This window comes from Nocardia sp. NPDC059240 (assembly GCF_042753865.1).
In the GTDB taxonomy this organism is placed as follows: Bacteria; Actinomycetota; Actinomycetes; order Mycobacteriales; family Mycobacteriaceae; genus Nocardia.
In genome coordinates this window covers 48,810-70,934 of sequence record NZ_JBHZAC010000020.1, presented here as the reverse complement: position 1 = coordinate 70,934, position 22,125 = coordinate 48,810, and the positions used below count along the sequence as shown (strand labels likewise).

Sequence of the window (22,125 nt, the reverse complement as noted above, 5' to 3'; positions counted from 1 at the left end):
GAGATAGACGAGGCCGAAACCTGGTACCGGCGTGCCGCAGAAGCGGGCAATACCGGCGCGATGACCAGCCTGGGCTACTTACTCAGCGAACGTGGCAAGAATGCCGAAGCCGAAACCTGGTACCAGCACGCCGCAGAAGCAGGCAATACCGGCGCGATGACCAGCCTGGGCTACTTACTGAGCAAACGTGGCAAGAATGCCGAAGCCGAAACCTGGTACCAGCACGCCGCAGAAGCAGGCGACCCGATCGCGATGACCAACCTGGGCGTCCTACTCGAGCGACACGGTGACAGGGCCAAGGCCGAAACGTGGTACCGGCGTGGTGCAGAGGCAGGCAATCTCCTAGCGATGAACAACCTGGGCTCTGCGCTCGAACGCCGTGGCGAGAATGCCGAAGCCGAAACCTGGTACCGACGCGCCATTGAAGAAGGCGACGGTCCCACCGTAGACGGCGGCGACACTATCGCAATGATTAATTTAGGCCACTTACTCCAGCGCAGCGGTGAGATAGACGAGGCCGAAACCTGGTACCGGCACGCCGCGAGTACAGGCAATCTCCTAGCAATGAACGACCTGGGGCACCTCTTTGACCAGCAGGGTGACCTTGCCCAAGCCGAAATCTGGTACCAGCACGCTGTGGACGCGCTTCTCAATACCTTCGGGAAATAATTGAGTTCAAGACACTTCGCTCATCGGTCCGGGAGATGCCTAGGGGAGGCCGGCACGATCGCGGTCATCCTGCCCGGCGACCGCGGGCTCGACCCGCAGCTGCGGTTCGCACGGATCCCGGCGGACTTCCCACCCGACCACATCATCGAACTCGAACGGGTGCCCGCCGAGCAGATGCCGGTCGCCGCGCACCTGATCGGGCATCCGCTGCCGTGCTGGACCGACGAGGAGATCACCCGTGCCGGGGCCGCCCTGTGGAACCCGGATCGGTGGGCGCCCGAGCAGGGGGATGGGGACGGGAAACCGGTGGCGGTGAATCTGGCCGTTCCGCGGACCCTGATCAAGGCGCAGAAGTTCCGCGACAGCGTCACTGCGGTGTGCGGGCGTATCGAGTCCGGGCAGATCGACGCGCCCGCCGGTATGCCGGATTCGTTGCGCGGGTTGGTGTATCGGGCGTGGGAGACCCGCTGACGAACATGCGCCACCGCTACGCGCCCCCTTCGGGGTGGGCGTGGATGTTCGATCTTCCGCAACGTCCCGACGGTGACCAGCGGCACGAGGACATGTCCCCGGCGTTGCGGTGGCTGGCCAGCAGCCCTGACGCACCGGCGGAGGCGGCCGAGTTCGCCACCCGCTACTTCGGCTACGACGCCTCGGTCGCCGCGACGGTGATCGACCTGGGCAGGTTCACCTCGACCGCGCGGGTCGCGATCGAAAGGGCGCTGCTGCCCACCGAACCCGGCACCTTCTGGCTGCACACCGTGCTGCACGGTGAGCTGGACAAGCGCGGCATCACCGGCGAGCACCGGTACTACCGGTGGGCCGCCGACCCGGACCCGGCCTCACACCCCGTGATCATGGTCGGTGACCTGCTCGCACTGCACGTCCCGCGCGTGCTGTTCCCCCTCGGCGCCCCCAGCTACACCGCGGTAGCAATGTCGGGCAGCACCGACGACACCGTCTATGTCGGCGTCGTCGTCGTCGATATCGACGGTCAGGTCGCGCCACTGCCGCTGCACCCGCAAGACGACGACTCGGTGGCCTCGGCACTCACCGCGGCGGTCTGGGCACCGGGCGCGGAGCTGCTCCCCGGCGGCCGCCACGTCATCGGCAACGTCCCCGCCGAGGTCCGCCAGGTGCTGAAACTCCTGGGCACGGGCGAACCGCTGCATCTGTCCTGGTCGGAACTGGCCGCCGCCACCGGCTCGGGTCCCGGCCCGCACGCGGACTGACAGCAGCTCTACCTGTGGCGCCAAGGCGATCCGCCGATCGAACCCAACTAACTCCCGATTACTCGAATCGAATCAACTCAACTCGCATTCTTCCGAACTTTGCACTTTCGGAAAATCTGCACTGTGTCAAAATGTCACGAAATTGGTTGCAGGGGAGGGCGTCTCGGCCGCACGATGCGGTCGGGACATCCTGCTGAGCAGCAGGTTTGACTGAATCCTGTTGCCGCGATAGCGTTCTCGACCAGCGGGCACACATGTGCCCATCGGCTCCAGCTCAACAGCTGGGGCCTTTTTTCGTTTCATCCCCCTGCCAGGCCCCCGACACTGTGTCGGGGGCCTTCGTCGTTTCTGGAGGTGTTTGTGCCGACCGTGATCGCGTCGCCAGCGATGGTCAATGTCTGGACGGTGTTCTGGATGCAGCTGCCCGTGCTCGTCCTCGTCGTCGCCGTCATCATCGTGGCCACGACCGCGCTGCGGCGCGCCCGCCCGGAGGACATCCCGAAGGTGTTCGAAGCCTTCGCCACCGGATTCGGCCGACGCCCCGAAAGCCACTCACCCGAGCAGTGCCCTCCAGCAACCCCAGCAAACAGCACCGATGAGGAGACCCGATGACCCGACACAGATCTCACCGTGACCGGGTCGGCGACCGTGTCGCCGACAGCTTCCTCGCCGAGGACCTGCAGCGCGCCACCACCGGGATCGTCCAAGACGCATACGGGACCGGTGTCGTCTTGCGCGGGCTGCTCAAAGGCATCGATGAGCCGGACGAGAAAACCATCGCGTGGCTCGCCAGGTTGCTGTGGACCGCGCGGCTCGAACCCGAACTGCGTCTCCGATTGGTGGCCTACCTCGGCGACCGAACCCCGTCGATGCGCGGACGGTGTCTGTGGTGCTTGCGTGAACTGCCTGCGCGCCAACCAGGACAGGCTGGACGGCGAGCACTGTATTGCGGGGTCAACCACCGACAGGATGCCTGCAGAGCTCGCCGCCGCGCGAACCTTCCCCCTCAGGGGTGATCGCCTGTATGGATCATGTGCGGGCGTGTATGGACATTCCATACACAGGGGGCGGTGCTCCACCCAGGCTGAGCGCCAGCCGTAGCAACCGGCCGTTTGTGCCGCTACGGTCATCCTCGACCCACCCATTGGTGCCGAAATGGGTGAACTGCTTGTCAGACTGCTGATTCGAGGGGGGAGCAGCAACATTGTCGGAACCCGAGCCACCGCCGACTCCGCAGGAGTTGCTGCCCGCACCACCGGATCCGCAGACGGACGACCCTGACCTCGGCGACGAGTACGCCCCCGACGATGGCGCGTCGTGGTCGTCGTGGCTGGCCGACCACGACCGCGATAGCACGGAGAAGACCTCCTACAGCGACATGGCCCGCGCCGCGTTCGTCGACCGCTCCGGCGGGGTCGGTGCCGCGGCCCGTGCCCGGCTCAAACGCCATCGCGATCCCGACCGCCCCCGCCGCAACCGGCCCCCACTCTCAGCGGTATTCATGCTGGTCGGTGTGGCCGTGTTGGTCGTGGTGGTCCTGGGGGTGAACCTCGGGAGTGGTTCGCCGCGAACGGCTCCCGCCCGATCCGCGCCCGGCACGACGGTGGCTTCCACCGCCTCGGCACCGGCGACGACCGAGAGCTACCCGCATGCCACCGCCGACTGCTACGCCACCAAGACCGGAGACACCGTGGTCGGGGCGGGGCCCGGTGACCCGACGACCGGGCCCGGCGCGATCCTCGGGTTCGAGTGGGCGTATTACGCGGACCGTTCGGGTGCGCGGGCGCGGGACTGGGTGACTCCGGATGCTTCGGTGCTCGACGCGGCGGCCATCCAGGCCGGCATCGACGCGACCCCGGTCGCGACGAAGTACTGCGTGCACATCACCCGCGCCGCCGCCGACGGCACCGGCAGCACCTGGAACGTCACGCTGTCGGAGCAGTACCCGACCGACAAGACACCGCAGCAGTGGACACAGACCATCACCACCACGACCTCCGGCGGGCGAGTGCTGATCACCGCCATCCGGAAAGCACAGTGAGAGAGGACGACACACGCATGGAGAACTCACGCGATCGTGTGGTGTGGGACCACCCGGCCGCGGCGGCCTACACCGCCGCCGCCGATGAGGCCGCCGCCCTGCTGGGCACCGCGAAAGACCACGCCGCCACCGTGGCCGGCCTGGATCTGTCCGGCCTCGGCCTGCTCGGCACGGAATTCGCCGCCGCCTGGACCCAGGCCTGGACCGATCACTCCGGCCACCTCGACACCGCCGCGCAGGTCACCGGTGGCTACAGCCAGGCCATCACCGGCTGGGGCCGCACCCTCGACGCGGTCGACACCGAGTCCGCCCGCGACATCGCGGGCACCATTGCGGGCACCGGCGAGATCCAGGTCTAGACGGTGCCGAACGCGCGAAACCGATAGGGGGACAACGAATGCAGACCGGATCCCAGCCTGATGCCGGCGAACCGGCGCTGGTCACAGCGTTGATCGCGCCGCTGGTGAAACTCCGAGCCGGTCTCGGTGACGGGGCACGCCCGGCCGACACCGGCATGTCGGCGATGTCGGCTCTGCCCGGGACAGTCCGCGCCTCCGACGACGTCCACCGCGGCGGGCTCACCCCGCTCGCGGACACCGAGACCGCCGCCGCGGCGGTGCCCGTGATCAAGAAGACCAGCAGCGAGGTCGCCGCCCTCGGGGATGTGGCACCGGCCTTCGCGCCGCTGCTGACCTCCGCCTACGGGGTCCGCGACAAGGCCGCGACCGCCCTGGACACGCTGATCTCGGATTTCCGCACGCAGGCCACCCCGTTGGTGAATTCCGCGCGCTCGCAAGCGGATCTGGATGCGGTGGTGGCGTTGGCCGCCGATCACCTGCAGAGCGGTGTCGGGGTGGTGAAGGCCGCCGACGGCGAGATGGACGCGCTGACCTCCCAGCTCAAACAGGACCAGCCGAAGGTGACCACGCCCGGGCAGCCTGGGCTCGCGACACCCGCCACCGGCCAACCCGGCCTCGTACAGCCCGCCGACGACCAGCAGCAGCCCGGCACCGGCACCGGTGTGGGCACCCAGTATCCGAATCCGGGTGCCACCCAACCGAATCCGAGCACCAGCCAGCCCGCGGCCGGCACCAACCCGCAAAACGGCAACTACAACGGGTACACCGGCAACACCGGCAGTGGGACCGGCGGTGATGTCGCTTCCCAACTGGCGCAGTCCAATCCGCAGCTGGCCGCCCAGTTGGCCATCCAGACCGCGCTGTTGTCGACGGCGAGCACGCTCGGCTCGGCCCTGATCACCGCCGCGACCACGCTCGGCACGAGCCTGATCACTGCGGGCGCGCAGGTGATCACCACGGGTATCGAGAAGGGGGAGACGTACGCGGAGAAGGCGCTGGCCGCCAACACGTCTCAGCAGATCAGCGGCACGACACCCGGCACCACCGGGCAGCCCGCGGCCACGACCCCGGGCGCGGGTACCCCGAATCTGACGCCCGGCCTGGCCGATCCGACCCCCTCGCCCGCTCAACCCGCCGCCGGCACGCCGCAGCCCGCGGCCACGACGCCCGGCCCCTCGGTGCAGCCGCCGGCCACACAATCACCGGCCGGTCAGCCGCAAGCCGGTGCCCCCGACAACGGTGGGCCGGTCGTGCCACCGATCACGGGAAAACCCCAGCCCGGCAACGACGACACCAAGCGCCGTGACGGGCAGCAGGGCGTCATCCCGGCCCCGACCAGCACCACCTAGGAACCTCTCATGCCTGATTTGTTCGAGGACCCCGCGCTGGTGGCGATGGCCACCAGCAGCAACGCGGCGGGAACCCTCGCGGTGACCTGCACTGACCAGGGCCTGGTGACCGACCTGCGGTTCGAGGTCAGCGACTACGCCCACGGCGCCGCCGCGCTGGCCGCCGAGATCGTGCGTCTGACCCAGCGCTCGACTCTGCTCGCGCGCGCCCGCCGCCGCGAGATCCTCGCCGACCTCGGCCTGGCCGACGTTCTACTCGACCGCCTCGGCCTACCCGACCGTGCGACCGTCGCCGCCGAACTCGAGCGTCTGGATGCCCCGGCCGCCGACGCCGCCCCGCACCGTTGGGTGCAGGCCCTGTGAGCGCGGCGATGCAGAACCTCATCGAGCAGGTCGGCGAGCAGCTCGAAGCGCTCACCCTCGTCGCTGACGGGCTGACACGGCTGACCGGCCGCGCCACCAGTGCCGATGGCGTGATCACTGCGCAGGTCGCCGGGGATGGCACCCTGACCGGGTTGTGGCTCGGCGAGCAGGTGACCGCCCGGCCACCGCAGCAGGCGGCCGAGGACATCAGCGCGACCATCGGCGCGGCGGTCTACGATGTCGCCGATCAGCGTGCCGCGCTGCTGGCCCGCCTCAGCGACCACCTCGGCTAGAGGCCCACGGCCGCGCGTTCGACGTCGGCGAGGTTGGCCGGCCACACCACGTCCTCGGAACGGACCTGGTTTACGCACTTCGGAGGTGGGGCTGGCGCGGGCTTGTCCTGAACATAGGGAGGCCGCAGAAGACCGGCCCGACAGGGTTTGTCGGGTTCCGTGGTCCCCGCGGCCACCTGAAGGGGAGTTCTGCGGCTACAGCCCCCCATTTGTTTGGGTGTCACATCCGGTTCGATCGACGACCCATGAGCAAGAGTGCCTCTTAGGCCTTTTGCATCTCTTATGGCGTCCACAGGGGTCGAGCCGGTGGCGAACAACGGCGGACACGCTCAGACTGCGCGCAGCATGATCTGGGCCGATGATGCGATGTCCGAATCGTGGTGCGAACAACGAACATTAGTGAACATCGCCGAACGGATTGCGAACAACTCCGAACACAAAGGCGGGTAGTCCGACGGACGATAGAAGGGTCACACGCGGGGCAATCTTCGGGCGGCTACCCGAGGTCCCGCGATCCGGTTCGATCACGAAGGAACCCGCTCATGGGATCGTTGAAACCTGCCCCCACGCCGCGCACGAGTTGCCTGCCGACGTGGTGGTTCACTCGGTATCTCTCGGTGTTCGCCCTGTTCACGACCGCAACCGGGGTGTTGGTCCTGTCCGGGGTCGAGCCGGGGCTCGCCCTCGCCGCTCCACCCGCATTGAGCGCGGCCGCGATCGGCGTGATGCGTTGGCTGACAACCACGTTCACCGCGGGTCTACCCGCCTCGGAGGCGATCGCTTCGGAGCCGTGAAGGTACTTGCAGCGATGGGCAGAAAACCTAATCCGGTCGACAGCCACGGCCCTGTCGGGCAGTTCGCGCAAGCTTTGAGGGACCGAATGGACCGGGCGATCCCGCGGCGGACATTCCGAAAAATGGGCATGCTCGCGAACTACTCGTATTCGACCCTGGCCGAGGCCGCCACAGGCAAGAAATTTCCTACGTGGCCGGCCACTCAGGCCTTCCTGATCGGCTGTGGCGCCGACGAAGTCGAGATCCGCAACTGGCGGCGCGAGTGGGAACGCGCGCGCGCAATGATTCCCGGCGCCCCGGGCGGGGCCGCGGTCACAGCGTCGGCCACGCCACCGAGGAGAAAGGCGAGCCGGCTGAGCCTGCTTCGGCCGGTACAGGACGACCTCGTCGGCCCTGTTCGGTTCCGACCACAGCCGGACAGCGTGCACACATTCGGCGACTTGCAGTACGAGCTCGGCCGGATGAAGGCGATGGTCGGAAACCCTGGGCTGCGACCTCTGTCTCGAAGGATGGCCCGCAGCTACTCCACTACCACCTTGTCCGACATTTTCACCGGCAAAAGACCACCCGGCCTCGACCTGACCCTTCGCCTGGTAAACGCCATGCTCGACGAGGTCGATGAGGCACAAGGGCTCGACGAAACCGACACCGACACCTGGACATCGATCAGCGAATGGCGGGAGGCCTGGAACCGCGCGGAATTCCATCAGCGAAGCACTACCCGCCCCCGCCCGGCTCGCCGCAGCGGCGCCGTCGTCGCCGGGGGCGGCCGGGAAGAGAGCGGCCCGACCGCGAACATTATCGCCTCGATGGACATCGACGTCGCTGCAGTTCTACTGTCCAACCTGGCACCGCACGTGGCCGGCACCATCATCGCCGTGCTGCCCACCAAGAAGGCGAGCGACATCCTGACGGCCATCGAGATGCTGCATCGGGCCACAACGGCACAACCACCGCCGCAGGATGACCATCGAAGCTTGGACCCCCCAGCCGGCCAGCTACGACCCGTCACCAGCACCGGCATCACGCCGGACGCATCACGCCCGGCGTGATGAGCACTCCTTCAGCGTCGCGAAAACTCCGCCACGTCCCGGCCAAATCGGATCGCTCGAACAGGAATTCTTGCCGCCCGCAACCGCAGCGGCTCGTCCGGGATGCGGGGTGAGGAGACGGTCCTGTGGGTTGTGACCAGCAGCAATCGGCAGTTCCACAGTCCGGACTGCCGGACTGCCGAGTTCAGGCTTCGCTCGGAGTTTCGGGGCCGGTTGCACCCTGGCATCGACTGCGGATCGACTCACTGGATCGACTCGACTGCGACTGCGATCAATGCTTCCCAGAACGTCGGCACGGTAGCGAGCACGTCGGCGTCCACCCGGTCGGTGGAGCTGGGGGGAATGGCGGCGACACCGCGACAGATCGGGCCGGCGGTCTCGGGCAGTTCGGTGATGAGGCGCTCGAACAGATGGAGGGGCGCGGTGTTGGTGGTGGTGATGCGGACCGTGCCGGTGAGCAACCGCAACGCCTCGGGGTCGTCGATGAGGGCTTCGAAGAAGTGGCGCATGCGGGGATGATGGTCCAGCATGATCGCTTGCAGGAGCGCCACCGCGGCGGTGGGGCTGTCGGCGAGGAGATGTTTGACCATGGAGATCACCGGGGACTGCACCGGGGCGTTGTGCCGTGATAGGCGTGGCATCCGGATGGTGGCGTCGACGTCGACCAAGGCACCGGCTATCCAGGGTAGTGGCGGGTAGTCCTCGGATCGGATCTCTCCGTCGTCGCCGGCCATCCAGTCGGAAAAGGCCCGTCCCAGCAGGACGCCTGCGGTGTGTCCGTTCTGATCGGCGACCAGGCACCGCCAGAACGAGGAGATGTTGGGTAGGTAGGCGACGAACTGGCCGATGCTGAACCCGGACGCGCGCGGCATCACGGCGACATTGCGTGCCATCAGCGTCAGCTCGGCGTCGTCGAGGGCCCAGAGCAGCATCTCGAGGTCGGCGTGGGCGGCTTCACCGTCTTCTTCGTCGTCCAGGCGTGTCTCGGTGCAGATCTGGGACAGGATTTCCAGGGTCACGTCGGTGGTGATGTGCGCGAAGACTTTCGAGGCGGCCCGGTACACGGGTTTGCGGAACGCGGGTTTGCCGTATTGCTCGCGCAGGTCGAAAAAGGCTGTGACGCAGTGGCTCAGCGAGACGAGGTCCCCGGCCTCGTGCAGCGCAAGCAGCAGATCAGCCAGTCTGCGAGGCCCGCGCGCATTTTCGTCGAGGTGCTTGTCGATCAGCGCGATGCCGTAGATCAGCTGTTGAAACGAGCGGCTGCAGGTGGGTCGCTCACGCCAGGTCCGTCGGCTCAGGACGGTGGAGGTGCGTCGTCGCGCGGATTGCTGCGGCTTTCCGCTCGCCTGTTCGTCGCGTTCGACACGCATCGCGATTTCCCGTATGACACGGGTGGTTTCGCGGCGTTCCAGCAACCCAGAGATCCGGTGGCCGGCTCCTAGATCGGGGTCGTAGTTGGCCGGCGGCGACGGTTGTGCCGCGCCGGGAGGGGTGTCGGGGTGCCCGGAGAGATTGCAGGCCTCGAAAATCTCGGCACCGGCCTTCTCGTCTCGTTCGGTGATCGCGCGGCGGATCGCGACCGCCCGGGGCCGATCGGTCGCGGCGATCGCGTCCAGCAGCAGCCCGACCGCGAAACGGTCCAGTTCGGCGATGTCGATCAGCACGCTGGCCAGTGCCGTGTCGTTGCCGTGGAAACGCTGTGCCAGCCCGTCGATCGCCTCCTGCTCGCACGCGTTGCGTAGAAGGCGCAGCAGCCATCTGGTTTGGGTGGGTAGATCGATCACCGGTGTGGCGGAGGGGCGGGCCGGTGGCAGTACATCGTTGCCGGACAGATAAACCGGGTCGAACAATGGTTTGAGCTGCTGGTGCAGTGCGTCGAGGGTGGTGTCCAGGGAGGCGGCCGACGCGGACAGGATTGCTGTGTACAGCTCGTAGGGTGGCCCGGACTTGCGGATCATCCGGTCGTGGAACTGCTGGGAGTTCAGTTTCAGGTTCTGGTGGCGCGCAACCTGTTCGGCGGTCAACTCGGCCCGGTTGAGTAGCTCGTTCAAGGCTGCGACGAGGGCTCTGACGGGGTCGGGCAACCACACGGGCAGCTGGTCGGGGTCGGTGGTCCGTGGTCGGCCGCCACGTCGACGCGGCGGCACCGGGAGGTGGTGGTGTGGCTGCAGGATGCTCACAAAGGGCTGAGTGTGGTCGAAAACCCTTGCCACCACGCCGAAAACGTCGCAGGGCGACCCGAAAACCGGGGCGTTGTCGGGAAGCCGCCAGTTCACCGGGTTTTTCGGGGTGGACCGAAAACATATCCGGGACATTCAATTTCAGAGCGGTTGACCGATCCTGGTCGCCGCGCCGGAGCGGATCGGCGACCAGGTTTTGGAAGGTCGGGCCGCCGATTCGCCCCGGACTGAGGCCACCCACGTACAGGAGAACCCTCTTGATCCTGCCTCCCCGACCCTCCGATCCGATAGACCCCGCCCCCGAGGAGCCAGGTATCCCCGATTTACCCGATTCCTCTGAGAGCAACTCCAGCCGATACCGGATCCTCGTGGATGTGGCCGTCCTGCTGACGGTCATCATCGCCATGGTGGTACTGGTGACCGTCGACCATGCTGGCCCGGAAGTCCTCGCCGCCGCCGGCGGGTTCACCCTCGTCATCTTCGGCGGGTGGCTCAAGGGCCGCCATTAACCGTCGGCAGCCGCACACCATCTGGTTATCGGCGTCTCGGCGGGGTGTATCCCGCCGAGACCGACATTCGGTCCAATGGCATGGTCGACAATCTGGAATGCCGGACTTCGGACTTGGAGGACGCGATGGCCGAAGGCCACGACCACGACGCTGAGGTGGGTGCACTGCGGGAGGCGCTTGAGGACGGAGAACGCAGCGGGCCGTCCGTACCGTTCGACTTCGATGCGTTTCTGGTTCGGAAGCGGGTCGAAGATCGTTGCGCCGACCGCGATTAGCGGTCAGGACTCGTCGAGACTCGGCGGTTGGGCGGAGGCACAGTGTGGCGAAGGACCAGGGAGATGCCTTGGGCGGGCATGCGGCCCAGCCGTATTCGACGCGCTCGCGTGTGCACGGGGGAATTGCACGTGGCGGCCGGGGGTCCCGGCGTTGGTCCGCGCTGCGCTGGACCGCATGGACGGCAATCGCTGAGCGCCGCAACGCAGTCGAAAACGCCTGGAAAACGGGAGATGCCCTGGTCAGGGCGGGGATTTCCTGTAGAGGTGAGCTGGAATCCATTCACAGCTGCCGCCAGCCTACTAGAGGTATCTCTCTAGAGGAGACAACTACAGGGGGACCCGATTTTGTGCGTGTCACCTGCGGAAATATGAGGGCTCGGTCGGCAAGGTATGCGAGTCGGTCGGCAAGGTATGCGAGCGGTCCTGGGAAAACAGGGCTTCAGCGGTCGGCAAGGTATGCGTGGAGAATTCGGCGCCGTGTCCCGGTTGTCCCCAGATTGTGGATGAGGTCGGCAAGGTATGCGTGGACAAACCTCTGATCGGGTGCGGTCGGCGGAGTATGCGTGGACAACGCCCCCTGGTCGGCGGAGTATGCGTGGACTACTCCGTCGGGGCTGGTCACAGCGGTGAGGTCGGCAAGGTATGCGTACGGCGGCCGCCGCGGTTGTTCGGTGGGATGCGCGGTCGGCAAGGTATGCGAGCGCGGTCGGTTTGTTTCGGTGGCGGGTACCGCGAATCGGTCGGTGAGGACCGTTCGGGTCGGCAAGGTATGCGTCGCCCGTATTCATGGCTGGTCACAGCACCGAATCGGTCGGCAAGATATGCGCGGGATCGCCTGGTCCAAGTGATCATGGTCGGCAAGGTATGCGAGTCGACGCGGCATGGCCGGAAACCGCGACCACGGTCGGCAAGGTATGCGTACCGGTGGAGAACATCGAGGTGGGGGGACACGCCACGGTCGGCAAGGCGCCGGGGTTCCGTTACGAAACGGTGATGATGTGGCAGGCTGTCGGCCATGCCCCGGCAGAAACGCACCGAATTGGATTTCCTCAATGCGGCGGCCGAGCTCTGGGACGCCGAGCCGGAAATCGGGTATCTGGCGCGGTTGTTCACCCAGACCTCGCTGCCCTACAAGGAACCCAAGGACAATCCGACCGCCTGGCGGCGGGTCAACGGTCACACCCAGCTGGTCGTGCAGCCGGGTGTCCTGTTCGGCCCCAACGGCGAGGCGATCTCGCTGGGCTACCCCTTCGGCAGCATCCCGCGGCTGATCCTGACGTGGGTGTCGACCGAGGCCGTGCGCACCCAGAAGCAGGAGCTGGTGCTGGGCACCAGCCTCACGGAGTTCATGCGCAAGGTCGGGCTGATCAAGGACCACGAGCTACCCACCGGCGGTAAACGCGGCAACGCCACCCGCGCCAAACAGCAGATGGAACGGCTGTTTCGCGCCAACATCAGCGTCGAATACACCGGCGATCAGAACCGGCAGCTCGGCGTGCAGATGCGTGTCGCCTCCGGCCACGACCTGTGGTGGAAACCGCGCGCCCACGACGAGCAGCCGGCGTTGATGGAATCGACGGTCCGGCTCTCCCCGGAATTCTTCGAGCAGATCGTGGAACACCCGGTGCCGGTGGACATGGCTGCGCTACGCGTGCTGCGCGAATCGCCACTGCGCCTGGACATCTACACCTGGCTGACCTACCGGATGAGCCGGCTCAACCGCCAGACCACCGTGCCGTGGTCGGCGCTCAAGGGCCAGTTCGGTTCCGAGCTCGCCGACACCAAACAGGGCAACCACCAGTTCAAACGCGACTTCAAGAAGCGCCTGACCGAGGTGAAAGCCGTCTATCGGGAAGCCAACGTGGACTTCACCGACTCGGGGCTGGTGCTGCAGCCCAGTCGCACTCACATCCCCAAGAGCAAGGATTTCCTCGTCCTGGAACGCGGCGCCTAGGGGCACATGCTGCGGAAGGGCAACTGCGGCACATAGGTGCTCCAGTTGTCTCGGGTGAGGACACCGATGGTGGACGCGCAGATCCGGTTGACCGCATGGTGTTTGTCGGTGTCCCACAATTCGATTCCGTCGGTCGTGCGGGCGGCCAGGCTGGTCGCGGCCGGGTCGAAGACGATCGGGGCCGATATGCCGAGGAACAACGGGACGCTCGGCTCGAGCTGCGCAGCGAGATGGCGATGGTCGGAAAAGTCCCACACCGCGAGGTCTGCGTGCTGCAGGAACGGTGGACCGCTGGCCGTGGCGAGCATCCCGGTGTCGGCGCTGAACGAGATGGCCCGAATCGGATCGACCGACTTCAGGGTTGCCGAGGTGACCAGTTCGGGCCTGCTCGGGTCGGCGAGCGCCCAGATCGTGAGCTCGGTTCCGGTGGCGGCGGCGAGGAACTTGCCGTCGGGACTGAGAGCCAGAGCCGTGATCTGGGTAGCGAGTTTCGGCAGCGGCGGTCCGACCTTGACGGGCGCGGCGTCGCCGAGGATCTTCCAGAGCTGGATGGTTGCGCTGTCGACCCTCATGGCCAGCACCGTGCCGCCGCTGACCGACAGCCACCCGTATGGCCCGAGTGCGATCGGGGCACCTACCAGCTCGGGATGGTTGTGGTCGGAAAGAGTCCAGGTTTCAAGGTAGCCGCGCGCGGGCGTGGCCGGTCCCAGATAGTCCTCGCCGCAGATCACCAGGGTCGTCGAATCCGCTGCGAACACAAAACTCGGGTCGAGTAGCTGCGGGCCGGCGTGGGCTGTCGGGGCTGCTACAGGCCGGATGAGGGTCGGGTCGCTGACGTCGTAGATGGCGACGCTGCCCTTATTCGCGCGACGAGAGTGTGCCCGTCGGGGCTCATGGTGAGATTGCCGGTGGCCGGCGCGTGATCGAGGTGGGCGAGCAACCGCGGATTTTGGGGTTCTCGGGTGGCCCAGAGCTGGATCTGGCCGGTGACCGTATCGCCGGTCGCCATGAGTGTTCCGTTGCCGCTGAAGGTGATGCTGATGCTGCCCGCGCCCCGCTGGATCGGGCGTTTGGGCAGCGACCAGAGATTGACGGTGCCGTCTCGGTCGATGGTGACCAGGGTGTGACCGGCCGGGCTGAATAGCGCGTACGCGCTGTCGTGGGCCGCGGTCTGTAACGGTGATCGCCATTGCTGCGGCCGGGTGGGAGTCTCGAGGGCCCACAGTTTGACGGTGCTGTCGGCGCTCGCGGTGAACAAGACGGAGCTGTCGGGCGCGAAACCCATCGACATGAACGTCGAGGTATGTTCGGTCTGAATCGTGCTCAGCTGGTGAGGGTTTCGCGGATCGTCAATGTTCCACAGCCACACCATCGGTCCGAACCCGCCGGCGGCCAGGAGATGACCGTCGGGGCTGAAGGCGAGCTCGAGGGAGTCGTCGCTGCCGCTCAACGCCCATGTACCCGTTCGTGTCGGCGTCGCGGGAGTGGTTGTGTCCCACAGTTGAACGTCGCGCTCGTCGGCCCTCACGATGGCCAGAAGTGTCCCGGCCGGGTTGAAGACGATGGTGCTGACCCTGCTGCGGTCCGGGTCGGGCAAGGCGGTGACCTGCACCGGCACGTCAGGGTTCGCGATGTCCCAGAGCTGCATGGTGGAGTCGTCGGCGGCCAGCGCGATCAGCGAACCGTGGACCGAGAACTCGTAGCCGGCCAGGGTCGAGGCCGACGACGCTTCGATCTGCGCGCCGGTTGCACTGGGGTGGCGTGGATCGTGGACATCCCACAACCGCAGCCCCAGGTATCTGTCGAGCACGATCAGGGTGTTCCCGTCGCCGGTGAAGCTCAGCTGGGAGATGTAGCTGTCGGCGGCCAGGGCGACGGAGGCGAGTTCGTAGGGGCGAGTCGGGTCCTCGACATCCCACAAACGGATCCGGTTGTGATCGGCGTAGCTGACCATGACCTGCCCGTCGGGGCGAAACGCCAACGACGAGGGGGAACGCTGACTGGTCTCGCCGCGGATCGGGGTGGCCAGGGGGAGATCCTGCGTGGCGAGCAGTCGGGCACGGATCTCGATATCGTTGGGGCGCAAACGGTCCGCCACGACATCGAGCGCCGCAGACAGTGACGGGTCGCTGGTCTGGAGGCGGTCGGCGTTGGCCAGAACCGCGGCGACGATGGCGGCCTGGCGCTGGACAGCCATCGAATCACGTTGCGCGAACGCAACAGCCGCCAACACGACGACGACAACGGTGAGCACGGCGAAACCGAGTTTGACTGCGCGGGAACGGCGTTGGCCGCGAGCCCGCGCCTGACGCGAGGCTGTGAGGAACTCCCCGGCCGCAGCGGAGAGCATGCTGTCCTCGGTGGTGTGCCCCTCGAGGGAGGCCAGGCGGGCCCCTCGGTACAGGCGGGAAGTGTCGCGGTCGGCGTGGATCCATTCGGTGGCGTCGGCGTGCAGGCGTTGCCGTTGCAGGAACCCCACCCGGTCCTGATCGATCCAGGCGCGGAGCCGGGGCCAGGCGTCGAGGACGACCTCATGGGTCAGATACGCGGCGTCGCTGTCGACCGTGATAAGCCGAGTGCTGGTCAGCACCTCGAGGGTCGCCTCGTCGCAGGCCGAGCCGAGCAGCTCCTGCCGTGACACCCGTCGTCGGGTGTCACGGGTGTCCTGGCCAATGGTGATCAACCCGAGCAGCAGTTGCCGGCCCATGGCCTGTTGGAGCGGGGACAGCTGCGTCCAGGCGCGTTCGGCAGTGGCCGCGACCGACCCCATCACCCCGCCCGCGGCGTGGTAGCCCTCCATCGTCAGCCGCCCGTTGACTCGACGCTCCCAGGTCGCGCGCATGACATGGGACAACAGCGGCAGCGACCCCGGGTCGTAGCTGCGGCCCGCCCGGGCGCCGTGTCCGCACAGCTCGCTGATCACCAGTTCCTCGAGACCGGATTCGAGTCGGTATCCGGCCAGTTCGGCGGGCCGGGTGACCGCTTCGGCCAATTCGTTGAGCCGCATCGGGCCCAGCAGGTAGCTGCGGTGCTTGAGGGCCTCCTCGAGGATCGGGTGGTCCAGACAGCGGCCGTAGAAGTCCGCGCGCACCGCGACGATGACTATCGAAGGCTGGGAGAGGCGGGGGAGCGCGAGCTGCTGTAATGCGGTCAAAAAGTCTTCGCGTTGCTGCTCATCGGATCCGAGGGTGAACAGTTCCTCGAGCTGGTCCACGATCAGCAGACGCGGTGCGTCCGCACCCCACACCTCACCACCGGTGTCGTCGGTGGCGGCGATCAACGCCGCGTGGGGATCGGGGCCCGGGGTGAGCCCCGCCACGACCCAGGCGTCGGGGTCCTCGACGAGGGCGGGTGCCACACCGGCCGCCAGTAGTGAGGATTTCCCCGCGCCTGACGCTCCGACGACGATGACCAGGCCACCGTCGCCGCCCGGGTCGCTCGCCGCGTGCACCAGTCGCACGAGTTCTTCGGTCGGGCGGGAGCGACCGAAGAACACTGCTGTGTCGTCACGGTGGAACGATTCGAGCCCCAGGTAGGGGCTCGGGGCCGCCGCATCGTCGGGATTCCAGCCGTCTGCCAGACGCCACAGTCTTTCCCACGCCGGTACCGACAACAGCAACTGCGGCACCGGCGTGCTGGACTTACGGGCCTCGTCGATGAGGGTCAGCAGGATCGGCAGAAAGTAGTCGAATTTGGCGGGGACATTGCGTCCGATCCGCCAATCGCTGATCCGCTGGACCGGGGCGATCGTGCCTCGCGGCGCCGCAGCCGCCATCCGTGCCCTCGCGGCGGCCTCGACCTGCCGCAACTTGGGGTTTCCCGCCGCCTCGTAGAGCGCGCTGAAGCGCTGCGCGAACACCATCCGCGGAGTTTGTTTCCACCGCGACCCCCCGGTCTGCGCGCTCACCGCGACCCCTCCAGCCCTTCTCGACCAACAGCGCCGACTCTAGCCAGCCCTGGTGCTCGCTCGGGCCGCATCGGTCCACCGCAACCACCTCCCCACCAGAGGATTCTCCAATTCCGGACCGGATCGATCCGAAGCAGTTCCCCGTCAGCCACACCACAGAGCAAACGGCCGAATCACGTCCTCGGTGCTACTCAGCAGAACCAGCGACGGCGACATTCCGGAACGGATCACAGATTTACCGGCCTTGACCAGCGCGTTCGTTGAATGTGGCAGCGCGTCGATGCGGCGTCAGGGGCCACGGTGGATACGGCCCGATCAGGGCCGATATCGAATTCGGCGATTGGCGTCGCGTGAGGATCGAACACTCTCGCGGCCACTGCTACCAAGCCGGACGGTTCAAATTCAAGGAAATGCCATGAAAACCATTCTTGCAGGTCTGGCCATCACCACCGCATCGTTTCTGACCCTGCTCGCACCGGCCGCGCATGCCACCTCGACGACGTGGGGCGCAATCGCATACTCGCCCGGTGCCGACCAGAACTACGTCATCGCGGGCGCATGGTCATACTCCGATGCACAGACCGAGGTCCTCAACTACTGCGGCTACAGCGACTGCGTCATCGAGATAACCTTCGACACCTGCGCCGCCGTCGCCTACTCCCCGAGCTGGCAGGTCTACAACTACGCGACCGGTTCGACCCGCGCGGACGCCGAGGACAACGCCGAACGCTACACGGACTCCTATCCGGTCCTGTGGGGCTGCAACTAGCCCGGAGACAGGAACCGCCGCCACCTGATTCGGGACCCCAGGCACGACCCAACCGTGACGGCGTAGCCGTGACCTCGGGTCCCGAACCCTCAAGGTATGACCCACATACCCGGTATGAGGGTAGTGTTCTCGGGTATGGCAACAACCAAGGTCACGCTGTCCCTGGATACGGTGGCGTTGTCGCTGGCGAAAGCGGCGGCCGACCGGTCCGGCGCCTCCGTCTCGGCGGTGGTGTCCGCGCTCCTGAACCGGCACCTACTCACCGACTACGCCCCCGTCGCGCTGCCGCCCGACCTCGCCGCAGAGGCTGCTGCGGCTGCCGCGGACTTCGAACTTGAGGCCGCCGCCGCCCGTTACGATGACGGCCGGGGGATGCGTGCTGCGGGGTGAACTCTGGCGCTACCAGGTCCCCGGCCTGGCCGGCCGAACCGTCGCACTGATCGCCGCGCAAGCCGTACTCGACGGATCGGGCTACCGAATGTTCCCCGCACTCCAGGTGACTGACACCGACCCCGGACACCTGCTATCGGTCTCGGCCGAGATCGACGGACAAACCGTGTGGCTCGACGCCGCCGGCGGCTGGCTGGTCGCCCGCCGCTCCCTGCTCGCCGAACGCATCGGACAACTGTCCGACGAGACCTTGGCGACCCTGGACGCCCGAATCGCCGCCACCCTCGGCCACCCGAACTGAGCACCACCCGGGATCTGGAGGCACGGAATGCCAAGTGCCGGAACCAGATTCGGCGTGGTTACACCTATTTCAGTATCCGTTTCGCGGGAATTCGCCCGTTCGACGGTTGATCCCCGACCAGGTCAGGGAGAGCGGTACTGCGACCGCGTGGAGTCCGCTCGCGCAGGTCGGTCGGGTCCGTACCCCAACGGGCGTGGAAGCCGCGATCGAGTCCGGCGAGGATTGTCTGTTTGCCGAGGTAGAGCCAGCCGCCAGGATATTGCTGCGAACGTCGCAGGATCGTGCGGGCTCCACTGATATCAGCGTGCAGACGCTTGCCGCAGAACCGGCAGTGGTGCCGAGACTGCGTGGCACGGTTGCGGCGGTCGGTATAGCCACAACCCGTGCAGGTTTGAGAGGTGTAGGCGGGATTCACCTCGGTGACGGTGATGCCATGGGTTTCTACGAGGTCAGCAAGCTTGGCTTTCACCGCCGCGCGGCCGGCGCGGGTTAGCAGCCGGTTCATCTGCCGCGACAACCTGCTGCCAGCGAACCGGAGCCGTTCCACGGCAAGCGTTTTCACATCCTCGCCAGCGATTCGATTCAGCAGCCGCCCGACCTCATTGCGGACATAGCCGCGGATACGGGCCTGCAACCGGCGATAGCGGGACGAGTCCTTCGGCCTGACTCCGCTCGCCTGCAATGCCTTGATCAACGCCACCAATTCGGTATCACGTGCCTTGAGCCAGGCGAATAGCCCTCGTCCGAGAAGGCGACCGTCGGAGGTGGCGAACGTCGATGCCATGCCCCAGTCCAATCCCAGGTCCCGGCCCTCGGTCCGGCTCGGAGCGGGTTCGGATTTCTTAACCAGCGCGAACCTCACCTCGCCGGTGTCAGTGATGTGGACCTGGCAGAAGTTGCGTATCTGTCCAGACGCTCCGGTGAAGTGCGGGTTGGCGTGCAACGGGATGTGCACCGGACGACCCTTGTCCAGGGTCGAGATCCGCACCCAATGGTCGGCGTGCGCGCTGACGGAGTCGGTGACCATAGCGATGGGTCCGTCCATCGTCATGGTGCGCACCCGCGACAAGTTCGGGAACGGATGCCGCCACAACCAGCGGCGCACGAGTTCTCGTGCCAGCGTCACGGATTCAGCGCTCACCGAGACTCTCTTGGCTGGATCAGGGTGGTCTTTGAGCACGGCGTTGACGGTCCACCAGGCGGTATGGGCGTTGATCCGGTACAGGTCGACGCGTACCGCCTCGTCAACGTCGAGTTCGCGGATCATGTCTCGGATACCGGTCTTGGCGGTCTGCTGCCATGCCGTTAGTGCAGCATTTACCTGGTTGGCCACCGATTTCCACTGCCGGGCCGACAAATACGACGGAAGTGCTTTTGACTGTTCGCTGCTCAGCCAGCCCAGACGGGCCTGCCCGGCCTGCAATGCCCGCACCTGGAGCAGTTGCACGTGCACCAGACCGCGTTGCCACCATGGCAGCACAGCGGCCACAGCGTTGAGCTTGTGGGTGTTCGCGGTGCTCGCCAGCCGATAGGCCCGCATCACATGCACTTTGACACACCTACCAGACACCACCGACACCCTGGGCTCGCCGATATTCCGATGGAACACTTCCCGGAAGCCAACTGCACCCGGTCAATTCGGCACGACCTGATCGACCACGGTCCGTGCGAGCCGGTCGAGGCCGGAGGTCAGGACGCCGTCGCGGTAGGCGGGCCAGTCCGCCAACTTGGAGCGGTCACGCTCGGCGGCGCGGGCCTGCATCCGCTGCCGAATCCGGTCGGGATCGCTGGCCAGCCAGATCGTGCGCACCGCCGTCGCGGGTGCGCCCGCGACGGCACGGATGTGGTCGGCGAGGGAGATCCGGCTGGTCGTGGCGGCGCGGATGTAGCCGAGGAAGGGCGCGTCGATCAGGACGGGGCAGCGCTCGGCCACCGTCACGGCGGTGCGGACCAGCGCCTGGTACAGGTGCGGGGCGACCACACGCGCGTAGATATCCGAATCGCGGTCGTGGCGGTCGCCGGTGAGTTCGGCCATCACCGATTCCTCGAGCTGGGGCGCGAAGTGGTCCTTGTCGAACACCACGGCATCGAGCAGACCCGCCAGATATGTTGTGGCCGTGGTCTTCCCGGACGCGGGGAAACCGCAGATCACGGTAACCCCCGGGGTGTAGTCCACCGCCTGCTGTAGGGCCTTCGCCGTGTCGGCCGAAAGGGCATGAGCCAGTGGGCGATTCGCTGGTTCTCTCATCACCGCCATCCTGCCCGCTCGGCCACGGCCACACCGACGAACTGCGCAGGCATACACCTTTCGCCAGCGGTCCGGAGGTCAGCCGTCAGCGCGACGGGCGAGGATGCGGGCGCGGCGACGCTCCGCAGGGCGTCCGTAGGTCAGCTGCAGCAGGATCTTCACGCGCGCCGCTGTCCAGCGCTGCGCCACCGTTTCCGGGGTCGGCCACAGCGGAACCACCTTCGCCATCTCGCTCATGTCCTGGTTGGACGCGCAACGGCCGCAGCCGGTTTCAGCGACACGCCGTTCATCCCAACGCATTCAGTGCCTGATCCGGGCGGTGGCGGGGGAGTGCGGTGAGCTCGGCAGTCGGATCGCGTGCTGGTGAACCCATTGCCGCAGCGTCATTTCCAGCGCGCCGTTGGAACTGACGTAGGTGATCTCGAGCTCGGCGAACCAGATGCCGAAGTTCGATTTGAACCATCGGTGCAGGGTCGCGGGAATCACTTCCTGTTGAAGTTGTAGATCCAGACCGCCGGCGCTGACCCCCAGGGGCCGTTTGTTCGGTGGCGCCCAAGTGCGCGGGAGCACGAACACCGCTTGGGCGTCGACGACGACCGCGCGGGGCCGGGCAGGCCAGCGCACCATGCGCGGATTGGCAGGTGGATTGTTCACCCGGTGTGCGCCAATCCCAGCCGCCGGGGCGCGTCCGCCACGGGGGAGACCTGGACCCAGCGGGTATGGCCGTCGAGATCGCCGGTGAGTGTCACGCGTCCGCGTCGCGGCGGGCGGCCCGCCGCAGTGACCTCGACGTCGTAGTCGAGGGTGCGGATGCGGCCGCGGCCGTGGGAGATCCCGCCGCATCCGATGCCGCGCACCGCGATGCCCAGGTGCGGGCGGCGCGCCCAATCGCCGCCGGTGACGACCAGGACCGCGCGTTTGGCGCGGACTCGGGCACGCAGGCCTTCGACCTGGGCGGGTCGTACTCGTGCGGCGGGCACATCCAGGACGATCAACGCGACACCATCGGCAAGGACCTCGACCACGGTGAGGGCCTGCTCGGCGCTCACCTGGATCACCGCGATCCGATCCAACCGCGCGCCCATCTCCCAGGAGGCCAGCAGTCCCAGTTGTGGCGTGCCGGGTGTGCAGACCACGGCGGTCGGGGTGCCCGAGGCGCTGGCGGCGGCCAGCAGCGCGCACAACACCGCGCCGCGCGAGCAGCCGACGATCGTGCCGCGGGTAAGTCCGCCGTCGGGTAACAGTTCCCCGAGCGCGCCAGGGACGGCCAGCACATCGGCGGCGGGTGCCGGTGCCGACGTGGTGGCACCGATCTTGCCGGGGACCGCGGCGATGCGCTGGCGCAAGATGGCCAGCTTCTGGTCGACGGGCAGTGTCGCCAACGCGGCAGGATCGACTCCGTCGGCGGCCGCGCCCTGCCTCCCACCGCTCTCGAACATA

Annotated in this window: 25 protein-coding genes and 1 pseudogene; 18 read left to right on the top strand and 8 right to left on the bottom strand. The window is 66.9% G+C overall.

The genetic code is table 11. The features are described 5' to 3' along the window. The 12 genes from ACFXHA_RS43400 to ACFXHA_RS43345 form a co-directional block, all read left to right on the top strand. Positions 1-669 (top strand): SEL1-like repeat protein (locus tag ACFXHA_RS43400; protein ID WP_379366938.1); only part of this gene is annotated, 669 nt, incomplete at its 5' end. Further along, entirely contained in the window at positions 670-1,140 is a 471-nt protein-coding gene (locus tag ACFXHA_RS43395) for a hypothetical protein (RefSeq protein ID WP_379366936.1), read from the top strand. It begins immediately after the preceding gene. Further along, positions 1,125-1,901: a hypothetical protein gene (locus tag ACFXHA_RS43390; RefSeq protein ID WP_379366935.1), complete on the top strand. Its 777-nt coding sequence runs from the start codon at positions 1,125-1,127 to the stop codon at positions 1,899-1,901. Before ACFXHA_RS43395 ends, ACFXHA_RS43390 begins: the two co-directional genes overlap by 16 nt. Before the next feature lie 360 nt (positions 1,902-2,261). After that, positions 2,262-2,513 carry a hypothetical protein gene (locus tag ACFXHA_RS43385; protein ID WP_379366933.1) on the top strand — a complete coding sequence of 84 codons (252 nt, stop codon included), beginning with the start codon at positions 2,262-2,264 and terminating at the stop codon, positions 2,511-2,513. Then, the gene (locus tag ACFXHA_RS43380; RefSeq protein WP_379366931.1) at positions 2,510-2,917 is read left to right on the top strand and encodes a hypothetical protein; all 408 of its coding nucleotides are present in this window, start codon (positions 2,510-2,512) and stop codon (positions 2,915-2,917) included. The genes ACFXHA_RS43385 and ACFXHA_RS43380 overlap by 4 nt, the downstream gene beginning before the upstream one ends. 188 nt (positions 2,918-3,105) lie before the next feature. Further along, complete coding sequence (locus ACFXHA_RS43375) at positions 3,106-3,942, top strand: hypothetical protein (RefSeq protein ID WP_379366929.1); 837 nt, start codon at positions 3,106-3,108, stop codon at positions 3,940-3,942. A 17-nt stretch (positions 3,943-3,959) separates the two neighbouring features. Then, positions 3,960-4,301: a hypothetical protein gene (locus ACFXHA_RS43370; protein ID WP_379366927.1), complete on the top strand. Its 342-nt coding sequence runs from the start codon at positions 3,960-3,962 to the stop codon at positions 4,299-4,301. 38 nt (positions 4,302-4,339) lie between these two features. Further along, a complete protein-coding gene (locus ACFXHA_RS43365; RefSeq protein ID WP_379366925.1) occupies positions 4,340-5,650 on the top strand; it encodes a hypothetical protein in 1,311 nt (436 codons plus the stop codon). A gap of 9 nt (positions 5,651-5,659) precedes the next feature. Beyond that, positions 5,660-6,013, top strand: a complete 354-nt coding sequence (locus ACFXHA_RS43360) for a hypothetical protein (RefSeq protein ID WP_379366923.1) — start codon at positions 5,660-5,662, stop codon at positions 6,011-6,013. After that, positions 6,010-6,306 (top strand): hypothetical protein, encoded by a 297-nt coding sequence (locus ACFXHA_RS43355; RefSeq protein ID WP_379366921.1) that lies wholly within the window; start codon positions 6,010-6,012, stop codon positions 6,304-6,306. Before ACFXHA_RS43360 ends, ACFXHA_RS43355 begins: the two co-directional genes overlap by 4 nt. Positions 6,307-6,848: 542 nt before the next feature. After that, positions 6,849-7,100, top strand: coding sequence for a hypothetical protein (locus tag ACFXHA_RS43350; protein WP_379366919.1), 252 nt, complete (start codon positions 6,849-6,851; stop codon positions 7,098-7,100). A 122-nt stretch (positions 7,101-7,222) separates the two neighbouring features. After that, positions 7,223-8,152, top strand: a complete 930-nt coding sequence (locus tag ACFXHA_RS43345) for a hypothetical protein (RefSeq protein WP_379366917.1) — start codon at positions 7,223-7,225, stop codon at positions 8,150-8,152. 242 nt (positions 8,153-8,394) lie between these two features. Here ACFXHA_RS43345 and ACFXHA_RS43340 read toward each other — a convergent pair whose 3' ends face one another. Then, complete coding sequence (locus ACFXHA_RS43340) at positions 8,395-10,332, bottom strand: hypothetical protein (protein ID WP_379366915.1); 1,938 nt, start codon at positions 10,330-10,332, stop codon at positions 8,395-8,397. Between the two features lie 368 nt (positions 10,333-10,700). Between ACFXHA_RS43340 and ACFXHA_RS43335 the strand changes: the two genes are divergently transcribed. From ACFXHA_RS43335 to ACFXHA_RS43325, 3 genes and pseudogenes are all read left to right on the top strand, one after another. Next, positions 10,701-10,841 (top strand): hypothetical protein, encoded by a 141-nt coding sequence (locus ACFXHA_RS43335; protein ID WP_379366913.1) that lies wholly within the window; start codon positions 10,701-10,703, stop codon positions 10,839-10,841. A gap of 152 nt (positions 10,842-10,993) precedes the next feature. Further along, a pseudogene (locus ACFXHA_RS43330) lies at positions 10,994-11,116 on the top strand (type II toxin-antitoxin system ParD family antitoxin); the annotation flags it as partial. Between the two features lie 1,015 nt (positions 11,117-12,131). Beyond that, positions 12,132-13,070 (top strand): replication protein RepA, encoded by a 939-nt coding sequence (locus ACFXHA_RS43325; RefSeq protein WP_379366911.1) that lies wholly within the window; start codon positions 12,132-12,134, stop codon positions 13,068-13,070. Here ACFXHA_RS43325 and ACFXHA_RS43320 read toward each other — a convergent pair. After that, the gene (locus ACFXHA_RS43320; RefSeq protein WP_379366909.1) at positions 13,067-13,828 is read right to left on the bottom strand and encodes a WD40 repeat domain-containing protein; all 762 of its coding nucleotides are present in this window, start codon (positions 13,826-13,828) and stop codon (positions 13,067-13,069) included. The genes ACFXHA_RS43325 and ACFXHA_RS43320 overlap by 4 nt on opposite strands. A 47-nt stretch (positions 13,829-13,875) precedes the next feature. After that, positions 13,876-16,932 (bottom strand): NACHT and WD repeat domain-containing protein, encoded by a 3,057-nt coding sequence (locus ACFXHA_RS43315; RefSeq protein WP_379366907.1) that lies wholly within the window; start codon positions 16,930-16,932, stop codon positions 13,876-13,878. Between the two features lie 460 nt (positions 16,933-17,392). Here ACFXHA_RS43315 and ACFXHA_RS43310 point away from each other — a divergent pair, with 460 nt between their 5' ends. From ACFXHA_RS43310 to ACFXHA_RS43300, 3 genes are all read left to right on the top strand, one after another. Then, positions 17,393-17,746 (top strand): DUF4189 domain-containing protein, encoded by a 354-nt coding sequence (locus ACFXHA_RS43310; RefSeq protein WP_379366905.1) that lies wholly within the window; start codon positions 17,393-17,395, stop codon positions 17,744-17,746. Positions 17,747-17,881: 135 nt separating this feature from the next. After that, the gene (locus ACFXHA_RS43305; protein ID WP_379366904.1) at positions 17,882-18,136 is read left to right on the top strand and encodes a hypothetical protein; all 255 of its coding nucleotides are present in this window, start codon (positions 17,882-17,884) and stop codon (positions 18,134-18,136) included. Beyond that, entirely contained in the window at positions 18,123-18,437 is a 315-nt protein-coding gene (locus ACFXHA_RS43300) for a hypothetical protein (protein ID WP_379366903.1), read from the top strand. Before ACFXHA_RS43305 ends, ACFXHA_RS43300 begins: the two co-directional genes overlap by 14 nt. Before the next feature lie 64 nt (positions 18,438-18,501). On the opposite strand, the gene ACFXHA_RS43295 is transcribed toward ACFXHA_RS43300, so the two are convergent. The 5 genes from ACFXHA_RS43295 to ACFXHA_RS43275 all read right to left on the bottom strand — a co-directional run bounded on the left by ACFXHA_RS43295 (position 18,502) and on the right by ACFXHA_RS43275 (position 22,124). Further along, the gene (locus tag ACFXHA_RS43295; RefSeq protein WP_379367044.1) at positions 18,502-19,977 is read right to left on the bottom strand and encodes a zinc ribbon domain-containing protein; all 1,476 of its coding nucleotides are present in this window, start codon (positions 19,975-19,977) and stop codon (positions 18,502-18,504) included. A gap of 93 nt (positions 19,978-20,070) precedes the next feature. Then, positions 20,071-20,685, bottom strand: coding sequence for an AAA family ATPase (locus ACFXHA_RS43290; protein WP_379366901.1), 615 nt, complete (start codon positions 20,683-20,685; stop codon positions 20,071-20,073). 78 nt (positions 20,686-20,763) lie between these two features. Beyond that, complete coding sequence (locus ACFXHA_RS43285; protein ID WP_379366899.1) at positions 20,764-20,922, bottom strand: hypothetical protein; 159 nt, start codon at positions 20,920-20,922, stop codon at positions 20,764-20,766. A gap of 63 nt (positions 20,923-20,985) precedes the next feature. Beyond that, positions 20,986-21,312: a hypothetical protein gene (locus ACFXHA_RS43280; protein ID WP_379366897.1), complete on the bottom strand. Its 327-nt coding sequence runs from the start codon at positions 21,310-21,312 to the stop codon at positions 20,986-20,988. A gap of 23 nt (positions 21,313-21,335) precedes the next feature. Continuing rightward, complete coding sequence (locus ACFXHA_RS43275; RefSeq protein ID WP_379366895.1) at positions 21,336-22,124, bottom strand: hypothetical protein; 789 nt, start codon at positions 22,122-22,124, stop codon at positions 21,336-21,338. Position 22,125 lies beyond the last annotated feature (1 nt).